The 14,404-nt window shown below is 57.4% G+C and carries 9 protein-coding genes; 8 read left to right on the top strand and 1 reads right to left on the bottom strand.

The annotated features are described in order from the left end of the window. Window positions 1-5: 5 nt before the first annotated feature. The 3 genes from OBACDRAFT_RS00395 (at window position 6) to OBACDRAFT_RS00385 (ending at window position 3,624) form a co-directional block, all read left to right on the top strand. Window positions 6-1,178, top strand: coding sequence for a Gfo/Idh/MocA family protein (locus tag OBACDRAFT_RS00395; protein WP_043581928.1), 1,173 nt, complete (start codon window positions 6-8; stop codon window positions 1,176-1,178). A 58-nt stretch (window positions 1,179-1,236) separates the two neighbouring features. Next, complete coding sequence (locus OBACDRAFT_RS00390; RefSeq protein WP_043581927.1) at window positions 1,237-2,277, top strand: Gfo/Idh/MocA family protein; 1,041 nt, start codon at window positions 1,237-1,239, stop codon at window positions 2,275-2,277. Between the two features lie 192 nt (window positions 2,278-2,469). Further along, window positions 2,470-3,624 (top strand): mandelate racemase/muconate lactonizing enzyme family protein, encoded by a 1,155-nt coding sequence (locus OBACDRAFT_RS00385; RefSeq protein ID WP_043581925.1) that lies wholly within the window; start codon window positions 2,470-2,472, stop codon window positions 3,622-3,624. 69 nt (window positions 3,625-3,693) lie between these two features. Here the strand turns inward: OBACDRAFT_RS00385 and OBACDRAFT_RS00380 are convergent, their stop codons facing one another. Continuing rightward, window positions 3,694-4,746 carry a helix-turn-helix domain-containing protein gene (locus OBACDRAFT_RS00380; RefSeq protein ID WP_043581924.1) on the bottom strand — a complete coding sequence of 351 codons (1,053 nt, stop codon included), beginning with the start codon at window positions 4,744-4,746 and terminating at the stop codon, window positions 3,694-3,696. A gap of 154 nt (window positions 4,747-4,900) precedes the next feature. On the opposite strand from OBACDRAFT_RS00380, the gene OBACDRAFT_RS24730 reads away from it, so the two are divergent. The 5 genes from OBACDRAFT_RS24730 to OBACDRAFT_RS00360 all read left to right on the top strand — a co-directional run bounded on the left by OBACDRAFT_RS24730 (window position 4,901) and on the right by OBACDRAFT_RS00360 (window position 13,877). Next, on the top strand, window positions 4,901-5,569 hold the full coding sequence (locus OBACDRAFT_RS24730) for a type II secretion system protein (RefSeq protein WP_052360773.1): 669 nt from the start codon (window positions 4,901-4,903) through the stop codon (window positions 5,567-5,569). An 82-nt stretch (window positions 5,570-5,651) separates the two neighbouring features. Continuing rightward, the gene (locus OBACDRAFT_RS00370) at window positions 5,652-8,495 is read left to right on the top strand and encodes a hypothetical protein (protein ID WP_043581923.1); all 2,844 of its coding nucleotides are present in this window, start codon (window positions 5,652-5,654) and stop codon (window positions 8,493-8,495) included. Then, on the top strand, window positions 8,492-10,531 hold the full coding sequence (locus tag OBACDRAFT_RS00365; protein ID WP_043581922.1) for a hypothetical protein: 2,040 nt from the start codon (window positions 8,492-8,494) through the stop codon (window positions 10,529-10,531). The genes OBACDRAFT_RS00370 and OBACDRAFT_RS00365 overlap by 4 nt, the downstream gene beginning before the upstream one ends. A gap of 37 nt (window positions 10,532-10,568) precedes the next feature. Continuing rightward, window positions 10,569-11,351, top strand: a complete 783-nt coding sequence (locus OBACDRAFT_RS27370; RefSeq protein WP_112787748.1) for a PEP-CTERM sorting domain-containing protein — start codon at window positions 10,569-10,571, stop codon at window positions 11,349-11,351. A gap of 522 nt (window positions 11,352-11,873) precedes the next feature. Continuing rightward, the gene (locus OBACDRAFT_RS00360) at window positions 11,874-13,877 is read left to right on the top strand and encodes a sodium:solute symporter family protein (RefSeq protein WP_112787747.1); all 2,004 of its coding nucleotides are present in this window, start codon (window positions 11,874-11,876) and stop codon (window positions 13,875-13,877) included. Window positions 13,878-14,404: the final 527 nt, after the last annotated feature.

Here is a 14,404-nt window from a genome sequence, read left to right as displayed (position 1 = left end):
ATTCCATGCCACCTCCAAAGCTCAAAGAAGTGCGCCTCGGCATCATCGGTGTCGGCAATATCGGCAACTCCCACACTCATAAACTCCTCAGCGGCAAAGTCCCCGGCTGTCGCCTCACCGCCCACTGCGACATAAACCCTGCCCGTCTCCCTGACATCCAAGGCATCAAGCACTACACAGGCCACCGCGCCCTCCTCCAATCCGCCGTCCTTATTGCCACGCCCCACTATTCCCACACCACCATCGGCATCGATGCCCTCAACGCCGGGCTCCACGTCCTCGTTGAAAAACCCATCTCCGTTCACAAAGCCGACTGCCAGCGCCTCATCGCCGCGCACAAAAACAAACGGCAAGTCTTCTCCGCCATGTTCAACCAGCGCACGGACCCCTATTATCAAAAAGTCCGGGAACTGGTTCGCGGCGGCGAACTCGGCACCATTCGCCGCATCAACTGGATTATCACCGGCTGGTTTCGCAGCCACGCCTACTACGCCTCCGGCGGCTGGCGCGCCACCTGGGCAGGCGAAGGCGGCGGCGTTCTCCTCAACCAATGCCCGCACAACCTCGACCTCTACCAGTGGATATTCGGCATGCCCGCCCAAGTTCGCGGCTTCTGCCAATTGGGTCGCTACCATGACATTGAGGTCGAGGACGACGTCACCGCCTACTTTCAATACCCCGACGGAGCCACCGGCGTTTTTATCACATCCACAGGCGAAGCTCCCGGCACCAACCGACTCGAAGTCACCGGCGAACAAGGCAAACTCGTCCTTGAAAACAACCGCCTCATCTACACCCGCAACGAAGTTCCCATGTCCCAGTTCAGCGCCACCACGAGCGAGAGCTTTGGCAAACCCGCCGTTTTGGACGTGCAAATTCCCTCGCCCGCCAATCACGGAGAACAGCACATCGGCATCCTCAAAAACTTTACCAACGCCATTCTTCACGGCGAGGAACTCATCGCACCCGCCGCCGAAGGCATTCACTCCGTCGAACTCGGCAACGCCATCCTCCAGTCCTCGCTGGAAGACAAAACAATAAAAATCCCCCTCTCCGCTCCGAAGTTTGAAGTCCGCTTGAAAAAGCTCATCGCCACCTCCCGCCCCTCCCACTCCACCCGCCGGTCTTCCTCTCCCCCCCCCCCCCCCCCTGCCACGGATTTCTCAAAATCTTTTTAAGCAAAAAACAAACTCTCCGACCAAACGCACCAATCACTCCGTATCCAAAAAACATTACATGAACACCACCACACCCGCTCCCCTGCTCAAAGCCCTGCAAGTTGGCGTCACCAATCACGCCCGCTGGGTGCTTGCCCATGCCAACGCCTCCACCGGCTTTGTCTTGCACGCCCTCTGCGACGTGAACCCCGCCGCCCTCGCCGCGGCACGAGAAACCACAGGCCTGCCCGAAAGCGCCTGCTACACCTCCCTCGATGAAGCGCTCGCAAAATCGAGCGCTGATTGCGTGATTATTTGCACCCCGACGCAATTCCACGTCGATATGGTTATCAGCGCCGTCAACGCCGGCCTGCCCGTGCAAGTCGCCAAAGGAATGGCTCCCGACTGGGCCTCCGCGCAACGACTGGCCGCCTACGTTCAAGAGCGCAAAGCCACCGCCATCGTGGCCCAACTCATGCGCTACCAATCCACCGAGCAAACCATCCGCCGCGCCCTGAACGACCCGTCATTCGAAGCCTACCTCGGCCCTGTTCACCAGATATCTTACAGCGAACAACGCGTCCGCCCCCTCCCCCGCACGCTCACCTATCCGTTCGCCTCGGTTTGGGACATGTCGTGTCACCACTTTGACAACCTGCTCTACTGGCTCGGTCCCATTCAGGAAATGACCGCGCATTCCTGGCGCGCCGGATGGTCGGCGTATCCGCACGACGCGAACACCTCGGCCCACATCGTTTTTGCCAACGGCACGCGCGTCCACTACCTCCACACGCACGACGCGGCTCGCGGCACTCGCGACATCGAACTGCATGGCGAACGCGGTGCGCTCTTTCTCAGCGCTGGCGTCCTGACATTCAGTGCTCGTCCCACCGAGCAATTTGGAGCCCGCCCGAAAGTCGTCATCGATCAAGGCCCCGACCAGTCGCACGACAACTTGTTGCGCGCTTTCCACGCCTACGCGACCACCGGAGTCGAACCCGGCATCAGTGTGAGAAACAATCTGGAAACCATGGCCGCCTGCGAACTCATGGTGCGTTCCATCACCGAAAACCGCACCGTGACCCGTGCCGAATTAGACAAAACTCCCGCCACTGTCTAAACGGTAGGGAGGCCTCTCCGAGGCCTCCGCAACCACGCTCCATCCACCTACGAATTTCGTTTTCTCAAACCACGCTCACGGAGGTCTCGGAGAGGCCTCCCTACCACTTAAACTCCCGCCACCTTCCGCCCTCCTCCCGCCTCCTCCCGCCGCCTCCCGCTGTCCTCCCGCTGTCCTCCCGCCTCCCATCTTATGAAATCACGCACCATCAAAAGCATTGAAGTTTTCCCTGTTCAGCTCCCGGTAAAACGCACCTTCAACTTTGCCTCAGGAAGCGCAGGAGCGCAGGGCAGCCTCGCCAAACTCGTCTTTGTCAAAGTGACAGACTCCGAAGGCTGTCACGGCTGGGGCGAAGGACGCGCCCACCCGCAATGGTCCTACGAAACCCCGGAGTCGCTCGTATCCACGCTGCGCAAGCACCTCGCGCCCGCCGTGATTGGACTCGATATTTGGGACCGACGCAACTTACACGCCCGGATGCACGCCGCCGTTGGCCGTGGACCCAGCACCGGAATGCCCGTTGCAAAAGCCGCCCTGGACATCGCCGTGCACGACCTCTGCGCCCGCGCATCGGGACTTCCCTTGCGCGCATTTCTCGGAGGCTCATCGGAAAAAACCGAAGTCGCCTTGAGCTGGACCGTGGCGGTGAAAAGCCCCGCCGAAGTTGGTGACGATGTTGCTGCCGGACGCAGCGAAGGCTTTGCGCATTTCAACTTCAAAGTCGGCGTCAGTCTCAAGCAGGACGAAGAACTCGTGCGGGCTGCGCGCACGCATGTCCCCGCGGACAGTTTTCTTTGGATGGACGCGAATCAAGGCGTGGAATTCACTCGCGCTGTGCGCCTCGCCCGCGTGCTCGAAGAACACGCCGTCAACGTGCTCGAGCAACCCTTGGCCGCCGACCAAATGCACCAGATGCGCCACCTGCGTTCGCAAACCGCGATACCGCTTGCGGTGGACGAAAGCAGTGTGAGCCCCGGCGATTATTTTGCTCACGCTGCGGAGGGATTGGTGGATTATTTCGTGCTCAAACTGACACGAACCGGAGGCATTTGGCCGACGCTTCTGCAACTGGGCACCGCCACCTCTGCCGGGCACGGCCTGCTGGTCAGCGGACTCTCCGACAGCATGGTCACCAAGCTCGCCGCCTGCCAAGTTGCCGCGGCCTTCGGGTTCACCGGACCGGCAGCGTTGAACGGTTCGCAATTCCTGGACGATTCCGTTTTATTTCCCACCAAAAGCGCAGTCGAACGACGCGGTATCGTGCATCTCGATACAAGCCCCGGCCTCGGAATCGAACCCGACGAAAACGCCCTCCGCGCCCACGCTTGGAAAACGGACTGCGTCTAAAATCAGTTCTGATTTTATCGCATCTGCATCGTGGCGCGGGCGTCTCGCCCGCGCCACTTTTTCTGCCGATCATCCGACAGCTTGTTGCCGACGCCATGTGGCGGGTGTGAGACCGTGTTGTTGACGGAAACGTTTTATGAAATACGCGCTCAAGCTAAAGCCGCACGCGCTCGCGACCTCCTTCACCGAAAGCCGATTGTCGGTCAGTAAACGCTCCGCCAAACGAAAACGCTCGGCACGGACAAACTCCACAAAACCGCAACGCGCATGAGTGCGGAACAAACGCGTCAAGTGATCCTCGCTGATACGAAAAATTGAGGCAACGGACCTGCGCTCCAAATCGTGCTGCAAACGCTCGGTGATCCACGCGCAAATTTCCTCAAACATTCGCCTTCCCGGTGAGACAGTTCCAGCAAACCGTGCTGATTTCGCCAAGCTCTCATCCCTGCGCAACTCTTGCAAACACCACGCGAGCAAAGTCTGTCCCGTCGTGTGCAACAGCTCCTGCCGCGCCTCCCCCCCTCCCGCCCCCTCCGCCGCTCCCGCGCTGACATCCAGTGCAGTCACTTCGTCGATCAAGCCGATCGTGTGTCGCAAGGCCACGCTGGCCGGTGCGTGCGTATGATACCAAAGTTCCGTGTGAAACGCCTGATCCGTATCCAAGAACACATTACTATTTTCCGTTTCTCGTTTGTGGTGATACCAAATATATCGCGTGTGATCCGGCTTGAAAATCACGGCAAAAATTGTGCGCGGCGTGTCATTGCGAATGAGATTCCAGTCATTGGGACGCACCCAGTAGAGCTCGCCCGGACGCACAACACGATCCAAGGACCGATCCTTGATGTCATGAACCAGCCGATACTCCCCGCCCAAAACGAACATGAAACGAGGAAACGGCGAACAGGAAAAACTGGTGCCATGCCGTTCCCCGCGCTCCTTCCATTCAGGCAGGCGTTCCAAGCGATTTTGATGAACGGCGATGGTCATTGCCGAACCTCCGTCCTTCCAACGCTGGAGAATTTTTTCCATCAAACGCATATGCGCTCCGTAAGCGTCGCCATCGGCAAGCGCTTGTTTTAGTGCGCGGATGCCGAAAACGGCATAATTTTTATCACTCATGGCGACACGGTGTCATTGTTGCTATCCGCCTTGATGCCGCATTGTGCGCGACTGCACAATGTCGGAAATGTCGCATCCTTGCTGGAAATGTCGCATTCTTGCGAGTTGGCAGCCTGCGCTGACCAAACACAAACTTTGGCTGTTACCTTTCTTTATGAGAACCCAGACCCATCCAGAAACCCTCATCACCGAGTCAACGGATGCCCCCTCCCCCTCTGTCAGGCAGGGCGGTTTTACACTGGTCGAATTGCTGACGGTCATCGTGATCATTGGCATCCTCGCGGCCATTTTACTCCCAGTGGTTTCAACGGCCCGACAGGTCGCGTGGTCAGCGCGCTGCACAAGCAATTTACGGCAGCTCTACACCTTGGTCACGCAATGGGCTCTGGAGAACGATGGCAAGGTGCCTCAAGCTCGCTGGTATAGGCAGAGCAGCAGCTCAGGCACCGGTGCCGATACGAAGACTTACACGACTCCCTTCACCGGACTTGTTGGCACCAAGTTATCCATGGCCTATTGCCCGCTCGAACCGTGCATCGATTTCACCGCCAACGCCAATCCCTCTTACGGTATCAACGGGCAACTCGCGAACGAAGCCACACCCGGCAAGTATAAGCTGTTTGAACTGAATCCACGTGTAATTTTCTTCACAGACACGGATATTACCAAGGTAAACGGCTATGTATCCGGTTTTTCAACCACGGCCTACCGTCACCGTGACAAGGCCAACGTGCTTTATGCGAACGGCATGGTGCGTGGGGAAACCAAGCAAACTCTCGGCACCGACAGCACCCGTTGGGCGCAATATCTTCCCACTCCGTAAACGCCCTCCCCCCCCCCCCCTCCCCTCCGCCTCCCCCGGGCGCGCACTCTCTCTCTTCTGAATTTTCCCTCAGTTCCTAATCATGACCTATCCTCACCGCTTCATCAAAAAACGTTCCCTGCTCGCGTCCTGCTTTTTAGCTTCGCTCAGTTTTCTCCATGCCTCCCCCCCCCCCCCCCCCCCTGCGGGCACTGGCTGGGAAAACCTGCCGACTGTAAATTACGAGCAACGCAACATTGACGGACAGACCTGGACCGAAGGCCTCTCCAAACTCGCCATCGGACGCTTCGCGGTAAATGCCGTCAACGGCCTCATGAACGAAACCGTCGCCGACTACTCGTTCTACAAAAGCCAATACGACATGTTTTCCTACAGCGGATTCCCGCGGGATTACTTCGATATCCACATTCCCGATACAAACGGCGTTCCCACAAAAGACAGCATGGCCGGTGACTGGAGTCACCAAATACGCACTCGCGACTACAAGGGCGGACGTAGTGTGAAATTCATTACAGGAAGCGCCGCTCCCGGGTTTTTGGTCGAAACCAACGCCTCCAACTTCACGCTCACCAAACGCGAAGGCGACAAGGACCGCGTGGACTGGCGCGGCACCATCCCCGAACACGAACGACGCGGCGTATTTCCCCTCCTCGTTCTCGTTCCCCGCGAAGGCAACAAAGTGGAACTCGTCACCCGCGAACGCGGCGACTGGAACTCGCCCATGTCGCTTGGCAAACCCGCGCAACCGTGGATCGTCGCAGTTTACCCACCCGTCTCGCGTCAATTCCTCTGGAACTTCAAACCGGGCCCCGGAAGTTTTGTCCAAAAAGGCGAACTGTGGGAATTCCCCAACTACATCGGTGACGACGCCGTGGCCGTCCTGATGACCTTCCGCGATGGACTGGAATTGCAGACGCAGTTCGGTGAATTGACTCTCGTCTCCACCGACCAAAAAGAAATCGGCACCGTCGGCCTGAGCACCGCCTTCGACGGATTGCTCAAAGACGTTCGCGCCGGCCTCAAGGAAATCAACCCGCACCCCGGCGACAGCTTCACGATTGCCGAAAGCATGGAGGTGAAGTGGCAGAGCGACAAATGGAACGTCACCCCCGTTGCCCAACGCGCCGCGGCTCTGGCAAAACTTCTCCACACCTATCCACTTTCCACACGCGAATGGTTCCGCGTCGAAGCGCAAAAAGCGGAGGTGAAAATCCGCAACGAATTCACCTATCACCGTTGGGGAAATCCTGAATGGCAGAGCGCCGACTACGCGCCCATCCCGGCGGCATTTGCCCTCTCGCACAAGGAACTCGGCTGGCCGATCCTCGCCGGTGTCACCGATCCACGGATACGCGGACGCCTCGGCCCCTTCCTCTACTTCGCGAACCAAAACGCCTGCGAATGGAACATCCCCTTGGGTCAACCCGAATACGCGCTCCAACCCGCAATGTCCGGTCAGGAAAAAGACGTGGCCCCGCGCATCGTGGCCGAATACGTCGCCGATGAAACCTTCCGCAATGTCACCAGCCCGACCATCCTCAAAGGCGAGCAAATGGTGCCCGGCACCCAGGCATATTACGACACTTGGAAGCTCCGCCTCCAGAGCCGTTACCTCGCCGGATTGATGCCCTGGGGCAGCTTCCGAATGTCCATGTTCGCGCCTTGGTCCGTCTTGGACGATGCCAGGCGCGAGGCTCTGGTGCAGCGCCTCAAAACCGTGCTTCGCTTCTCCTTTCACCACGAATCCTACTTCCGCAAAAGCGAACCTATCACCGGCCATCCCTACGCCAACAGCGCCGGAAGTATTGAAAAACCCAACTACATGGCGGGCGACGTGCCCAGTTACATGGCCCCCATTTATTACGGCTACCTTTACGCCAAGTTCAGCGGCGACTGGGAGTGGATTTCCCAATACTACCGCGAATCGTGGGACATCACTCGTTTCGCAGAAATTTACGCCGACTGGGCTTGGCCCGGCGTCTCTTTGCGCGAGCACATTTTTGTCACCCACTTTGATCCCATGATTTGCGGCGCCCTCACCTTCATGGGACTTGAGCGCATGAGCGATGTGCTCGGCACGCGTGCGGAACACGAACGCGCCCAGTATTTGTTGAGCCGCACTTCGGCCTCGCTCGTTACCCAATCGCTGTTGCCGCGCTGGGTGGACCCGGAAACCAAAAACCCCGCGCTCACTTGCGATGGTGCCAGCGAACACGGTCCCATGCTTCTCGACTTCGAACTCGTGCAAGGCCGCACTCGCATGCAGCGCTCCATGTTCGCCTATGCGTGGCTTGGAAATCAGTCCGAATTGTTCCGCTACCGCGAGCAACTGACGGGACCGACTTACTGGAAAAATTATCAACAAAACTTCGTCGGCAGCAAAAAATGGGACTGGAAACAAGACTTCGCCATCCACACCCAATACGCCATGCGCGCCTGGTTGCGCGACTGGCCGCACGCCGAACTGGTTGACTACTCCGACGACGCCACCAAGGGCCTGTCCAGCACGCTCAAGGGAGGAAAGGTCGATGTGACAGTCGGCACCAAAAGCAGAACCCAATACGCTCCCACCAACATGCTCGATGTCCACGTGCTGCTCTTGTCGCGCAAATACAATGTGCCTGCCTTCCTCGTGAATTGGGAACCCGGCAAAATCGCCGCTTTCTCGTGGGATGAATCCACTGGGCAACTTTCGCTGAAAATCGAAATGCCCAAAGCCGGCCAGATTGTCCTGCGCAGTTGGAACACCTTGCCTGCCTCCACGCTCGTCAACGGCGCATCAGTCGTTCCCGCCGCTCCCGTCATTCTACCCGAAAGCATTCCTGCCGGTCGCAAGGAAGCTCCCGGCGAGATGGGCCCGCTCTTCGCCGTGCCGCTCCCGTCCGGCACCAGCGAAGTTGTCATGAAATGGACACTACAAAAATGAGTAGAACCACCCGGACCCTCACCATTCTCATCACACTCCTGTGCGCAGGCACGGCTACTGCCACCCTGCGCGCCTCCGATCTGGACGTGCCCCTGTGGCACGGAGCCGTCTTCAACATCAGCGGAAAACCCGGATGGAAGACCGCCCCCGTGCCCGGTGTTGAAGAAGAGGTCATCGCAAAAATGGCCGACATCAAACGTCAGGGCTACCAGATGGCCCTTGCCTGGTTCCAAGTGCCCGGCCACCCGCTCGCGACGCCTGTTTTCGATTGGGCCGACGCCAATGGCCTGCCCCTGATGGTCATACTCCACTACGGCTGGGAACCCAAAATGATCTTCGACCGCTACGCCGAAAACCCGGCGCTTTGGCTTGAAACCAACGTGCAACGCGCCCGCAAGTGGGCCGAAAAAATACAAGGCCACCCAAGCGTTCGCGGCGTCATCCTTGGCAACGAAACAAGCCCACACATTGGCACCTCGCTCTTCCTCTCCCGATGGCCCGATCCCAAGTCGGAAACCGCCAAAAAAACCATCGGCGAAGACACCCATCTGATGGCGGAAGAAATCAACAGCGCCAAAGCCCACGCCGCGAAAACAAGCGTCATTCCTGCCGCAGAAACGCCCTCCGTATTCTGGAAAAAAATCATCTGCAAAGAACTCGCCACCCAGTACGGCAACGACATCGCCGCCCTCAACCGCAACTGGAAAACCCGCTTTGCCAACTTTGAGACCCTTGACATTCCAGCTCCCGATTCCGGCGGCTGGTTCGACATACGTCACATCGCCCGCAAGCACTTCGCCATCATCTTCGACACGCTCATTCGCGACGGCTTCAAACCCGTCCTCGGTGACAAAGTGTATTACAATTCCAAGCACAGCCGCCCTGATCCCTTCACCTGGCGCGAATGCAAGCAAATCACCACGGCGGGCTGGGACGACGTCGAAGCCCTCTTCCCGCTCTGGGCCATCAAAGCCGCCGCCGACACCACACCGCTCCCCATTTTCAACTCCGAACTCCACCTCTACCACGACACCTACAAGCTCCGCGGTTCGCCTGAAATCTCCCGTTACCGCTACCTCGCCAGCGCCCTCCTCGGCGAATACTGGACCGCCAGTTTCCAATACGACCGCTGGAAAACCAAACCCGACGTCCTTGCCAACCACGCGCAAACCCCCGGCGTCCTTCGCGACCTCGAAAAAACGCAGCAGTATTTCCGCGCCCTCGCCCGCGCCTACCAAAACGCCGATCTCAAGGTCCTCTTGACCGAGGAAAACTGGTTCTCCAGCCAGGAACTCGGGGACCTTTACGGTGCTGGCACCGACGAAAATTTCGACACCGCCAAACTCAATCTCAACGACGTGCGCGACATCATGCGTCGCAAAATGGGTTTTCACTCCGACGGCAACCCGCTCGCCGAAGTTTACGCCCGCATGTCCATGACCGGAAACCCCTGGCGTTACTACATCGAGAACGACCTTTCCGCGCTCAAAAAGGGAACCCTTGTAGTGTGTAGTCCACTACTCAAACCCGCCACTGCCCGCGCCCTGACCGCGTTGCCCGCTGACGTCCGGCTGATTTTTGTCGATGCTGTTCCGACCCTCGATTCTTACCGCCTCCCGCTCCCGTCTGACATCGTAAAGGCCATGACTGCGCGCGGCAAAATCGTCAAACTGGGCCGCTTGGAGACCGCCTTCAAGGCCTCGCCCATCATGCGTCCCGAGTATCAAAAACTCGGACAAGTCGCCCATTCGAAATACAAGCATCCTGCGAGCAGAGCGCTCTATGATGTCCCTTATGCCCGCTTGGAAGTGCGTTCGGCTGAAACGCCCGAAGGCCATTTGGTGGCCATTGTGAACAACAGCGCGAAAGCCACATCCGCGCCCATGCCTTGGAGCAACAGTAACTACCGCGCCACCGATTTGATTAGCGGCGAGGAATTGTCCGCAAGCGATGCTCGCAACCCACAAAATTTCACCCCGTTTGCCGTGCGTTTGTTCCGACTGACGGGCCCGCAACAAGCAACACCCACCAAATAAACCAAAAACCATAATCACGTCTAAACACTACAACATCATGAAAACCAAAATAACAACAACCTGCACCCGGTTCCTTACTATAATCGCCGCCGCAAGCCTGCTTGTATCCTCAGCCGTCCACGCCGATGTATTAGCATTCTATGATTTTGACCTCCCCAACAACGATTCAGCTATTACATTTTCGCCGACCTCCAAAGCCACAAATATTGCCAATGGAGTTGCCAGTTGGTCCGGAGTAACAGGCACTTATGGCTTTGGCGGCAGTGCAAACACTGCATTCATCCGAGGTGACAATTCTGGACCATCTTTCAATGATGCCAAATACATGACCTTTACCATCGAAGCCGCCTCTGGTTACATGCTCAACCTCACATCGCTTTCGCTCTATGTCGGTGGCAGTAATCAAAGTACAACAACTGACCGGTCTACTTCTACACAAGTCCGCACAAACGTTGGTGACGCTGCCTTTAATACGAGCTTGGCCTTAACTGGAGGAAATCCTGAAACATCTGAAAGCATCGCCACAGTAGCTGTTCTGAAGGCAAGCTCCGGCACAACATATGCGTATGAGACATACACCGTTGATCTTTCGGCTCCCAAATATCAGAGCCTGACAGCGATTACCTTTCGCATTTATGGATATGGTTCAGGCGGTGTGAATAACGCATTCTGGCGCCTCGATAATATGACACTAAATGGGACAGTCACCGAAATCCCGACCCCCAATGTGCCGGAGCCTGCGACTACGGCGCTCTTGATTGGCGGCAGCTTGCTGGCTTTCATGCTCTGGCTGCGTCGCAGCAATATCCGTCGCAAATAACACCGCTTCATTTTACTCACACAGAGATATATGACGCGGATAAATTTTTCCGTGCCGCTGTATGATAATGGCATAATATAATAGAGCATTCCAAAAGAACATAGCCATTCCTATCTGGTAGGGAGGCCTCTCCGAGGCCTCCGAAACCACGCCTCCAAACACCTTTGGGGTTCATATCCTCTCTCATGCTACGCACGGCGGAGGCCTCGGAGAGGCCTCCCTACCAGATAAGGCAACGACTACATCTCAACTAAAAATGCTCTAATTGCCCTCCCCCCCCCCCCCCCGCTGTAGGGGCGTCGCTTGCGACGCCCACGTCTGCCAAGCGAAGCACAATTATAAATTCGCGGGCTTCGCAAGCGAAGCCCCTACGATGGCGCAATGAGTATTGCATTCTTATACCATGCACAGCGGAGGCCTCCCTACCGTTAAATACACTGATTTCACTGAATACTGACCACCTAACACCAACGATCAACCACTGACTATTAACTACCAGCTACTGAGCGCTGGCTCTATATCATGCATCTTCTCGACTGGATTCTACTTATTGTTCCGATACTTTTTGTTCTTGGCATTGGCATTTATGCGCACCGCTTCATGAAAAGCGTGGCCGATTTTATGTCGGGCGGACGACTTGCGGGACGTTACCTGCTTGCTGTTGCCAAGGGGGAAATGCAGGCGGGGGCAGTGGTGTTTGTTGCGGCATTTGAAATCATTTCGCGCGCAGGCTTCACATGGACTTGGTGGAGCAAAGTAGTGACCCCGGTGGGCATCATCGTGGCCTTGAGCGGATTCGTCACCTACCGCTTCCGGCAAACCCGCGCCATGACGCTGGCGCAGTTTTTCGAACTCCGTTACAGCCGCAAATTTCGCCTGTTCGCAGGCATGCTCGGCTTTTTCGCCGGCATCATGAACTTCGGCATCATCCCGGCGGTGGGCACACGCTTCTTTGTTCACTTTCTCCATTTGCCTGAAACCGTTTCCGTAGTCGGTTTTCAGATACCAACCTTCATGCTCCTGATGGGTGGATTTTTGTCCATCAGCCTCGCGCTTACGCTCCTCGGCGGACTGATCACAATGATGATCACCGATTGCGTGGAGGGGATCATCTCGCAGTTGTTTTATCTGATCATCGTGCTCGCGCTCATATCCATGTTTAGCTGGGGAGAAATCGAAACGGTGCTGGGAAATCGCACTCCGGGCTTCTCGATGCTCAATCCGTTCGACGCGATGAAAATCCAGGATTTCAACCTCTGGTATGCGCTGATGGGGGCCTTCGTGGCGGTTTACGGAACGATGGCGTGGCAAAACACGAGCGCCTACAATTCCGCGTCACTGACGCCGCACGAATCTCGCATGGGAAGCATTTTGGGAAAGTGGCGGGAATTGGGCAAAGGCTCTGTTGTCACACTGCTGGCCATTTGCGCACTGACCTTTCTTGCGCATCCCAACTTTGCATCCGTCTCCGCGCCTGCGCACGAGGCGATTGAACAAATCAATGACCCGCAGATTCGCGGGCAAATGCGCGTGCCCGTCGCGCTTTCCTATCTGTTGCCCATCGGCATCAAGGGCATGTTTTGCGCGGTTCTGTTGCTCGGCGCCTTCGGTGGCGACTCAACGCATTTGCATTCGTGGGGCGGCATTCTGGTGCAGGATGTGATCGTGCCCTTGCGCAAGCGCGCTCCAACTCCGCGCGAGCACATCCGCCTGTTGCGCATGGGCATGGCGGGCGTGGCGGTGTTCGCGTTCCTGTTCGGCTGTTTGTTCCGACAAACGGAATACATTGTCATGTGGTTTCAGGTCACGATGGCGATTTATGTTGGCGGCGCCGGTGCCGTGATCATCGGCGGGCTTTATTGGAAACGCGGGACGACTGCAGGCGCGTGGTCGGCGATGCTGACCGGTTCCTTGCTTTCGGCGGGGGGCATTATGACGCGCCAAATCGTGACCGGTTTTCCGCTCAACGGGATGCAGATTTCGTTTTTCTCAACCTTGATCGCGATTGCGGTTTACGTGGTGGTGTCGTGGTTGACGTGTCGCGAGGCCTACAATCTGGACCGCATGTTGCATCGTGGCGCGTATGCGATACCCGAGGGGGGGGGGGACATGCCCGTGCCGGTGCTGGAACCAAAGATCAAACCGAAGCGTTTGCTGCAACGCATTGCTGGCATCGGAGGCGAGTTTACGCGTGGGGATCGTTGGATCGCAGGCGGCTTGTGCACATGGACGCTGGGCTGGTTTGGTGTTTTTATCGCGGGCGTGATTTGGAACGTTGTCGCGCCGTGGCCCGAAGCCGTGTGGTCGAAATTCTGGCATGTGGCAGGAGTTGGAATTCCCATCGTGCTTACCGTTGTTACCGGCATCTGGTTCACTTGGGGCGGGGTGCGTGACATCAAGACTTTGTTCCGCCGCTTGCGCATGGAAAAAACCAACCCACTCGACAACGGCATCGTCGTCGATGGGCGCAACCTCGACGAATCGAAAGAAAGTGAAGCGCAGTCCTCCACGACGAACCGCCTCTAGCACTACTCCGTTAAGTAAAGGCTACGATGTATCGAGGATGATCCCGGAGGCGTGTAAAGCGGGTCTGACAGTGCGGGCAGGTGCAAAGGGCCAGCGCCTCCATGAGCCAGCGGCGGACTTCAGGCAGCGAGGGTCGTTTCTTTTGACGACCGCAGTTTGGTCAGCAAACAGAACGCGGGGAAGCACAGCGTGAGATGATGGCGCAGCCCCCGCCAGGAACAGCCCTCGAAGTGGTCGACCCCGGGTTCTTCCTTTGATTGTTGATAGCCCTGTTCGATGGCCCAGCGCTGGTGCGCTAGCCGCTTCGGTTTCTGGAGAAAGTTTGTCCCGCCACCCAATCATGCAGAGCGGATGCATTACCGGATCCCGCACGATGGCCTGTTGCCGCGGCCGACCACGCCGTGCCGGATTGAGGGTGACCGCCGCTTAGGCCGGCCACGCGGCGATATTGCCAGGGACTTGAGCCACGTAGGGCTCCTGCCGTTTCGGCAGCTTGAAAGTGGCAAATTGATGATTTTCGAGCGTCA

Origin of the sequence: Geminisphaera colitermitum TAV2 (genome assembly GCF_000171235.2) — a bacterium.
In the GTDB taxonomy this organism is placed as follows: domain Bacteria; phylum Verrucomicrobiota; class Verrucomicrobiia; order Opitutales; family Opitutaceae; genus Geminisphaera; species Geminisphaera colitermitum.
Note: the sequence above shows the minus strand (reverse complement) of the source record. Positions and strands in the feature narration are given on the sequence as shown.

Excerpts from the sequence above, each read along its gene's own strand:
- OBACDRAFT_RS00395 (WP_043581928.1), top strand. The coding sequence starts at position 6 with ATGCCACCTCCAAAGCTCAAAGAAGTGCGCCTCGGCATCATCGGTGTC.
- OBACDRAFT_RS00390 (WP_043581927.1), top strand. The coding sequence starts at position 1,237 with ATGAACACCACCACACCCGCTCCCCTGCTCAAAGCCCTGCAAGTTGGC.
- OBACDRAFT_RS00385 (WP_043581925.1), top strand. The coding sequence starts at position 2,470 with ATGAAATCACGCACCATCAAAAGCATTGAAGTTTTCCCTGTTCAGCTC.
- OBACDRAFT_RS00380 (WP_043581924.1), bottom strand. The coding sequence starts at position 4,746 with ATGAGTGATAAAAATTATGCCGTTTTCGGCATCCGCGCACTAAAACAA.
- OBACDRAFT_RS24730 (WP_052360773.1), top strand. The coding sequence starts at position 4,901 with ATGAGAACCCAGACCCATCCAGAAACCCTCATCACCGAGTCAACGGAT.
- OBACDRAFT_RS00370 (WP_043581923.1), top strand. The coding sequence starts at position 5,652 with ATGACCTATCCTCACCGCTTCATCAAAAAACGTTCCCTGCTCGCGTCC.
- OBACDRAFT_RS00365 (WP_043581922.1), top strand. The coding sequence starts at position 8,492 with ATGAGTAGAACCACCCGGACCCTCACCATTCTCATCACACTCCTGTGC.
- OBACDRAFT_RS27370 (WP_112787748.1), top strand. The coding sequence starts at position 10,569 with ATGAAAACCAAAATAACAACAACCTGCACCCGGTTCCTTACTATAATC.
- OBACDRAFT_RS00360 (WP_112787747.1), top strand. The coding sequence starts at position 11,874 with ATGCATCTTCTCGACTGGATTCTACTTATTGTTCCGATACTTTTTGTT.